At 36.6% G+C, this 385-nt stretch carries 1 protein-coding gene; it reads left to right on the forward strand.

Going from position 1 to position 385, the window contains the following annotated elements; translation table 11 throughout:
• On the forward strand, positions 1 to 385 hold a 385-nt coding region (locus A8C32_RS05095; protein WP_131798806.1), incomplete at both ends, for a transposase.

Here is a 385-nt window from a genome sequence, read left to right on the forward strand (position 1 = left end):
TCGTTCAGTTTTTACAGAAAATGGACCGCCTGCTTACAATCCATCTGTCTTACTAAAACTATACATTTATGGCTACATGAACCGCGTGCGTTCTTCAAGGCAATTGGAAAAAGAATGCAAACGAAATATTGAAGTGATGTGGCTTTTAGAATCTCTAACTCCTGACCATAATACTATTAGCAATTTTAGAAAAGATAATGCCAAGGCCATTAAAAAAGTGTTTTTTGCTACCGTTAAAATAGCTCGCAATTTTGGACTCATAGGTGCAACATTGGTTGCTGGAGATAGCACCAAACTCAGAGCGCAGAACAGTAAGAAGAACAATTTTAACCAAAAAAAAATCGGGCGCCATCTAGATTATATTGATAATAAACTGCAACAGTAC

This window comes from Flavivirga aquatica, from assembly GCF_001747085.1.
In the GTDB taxonomy this organism is placed as follows: Bacteria; Bacteroidota; Bacteroidia; order Flavobacteriales; family Flavobacteriaceae; genus Algibacter_C; species Algibacter_C aquatica.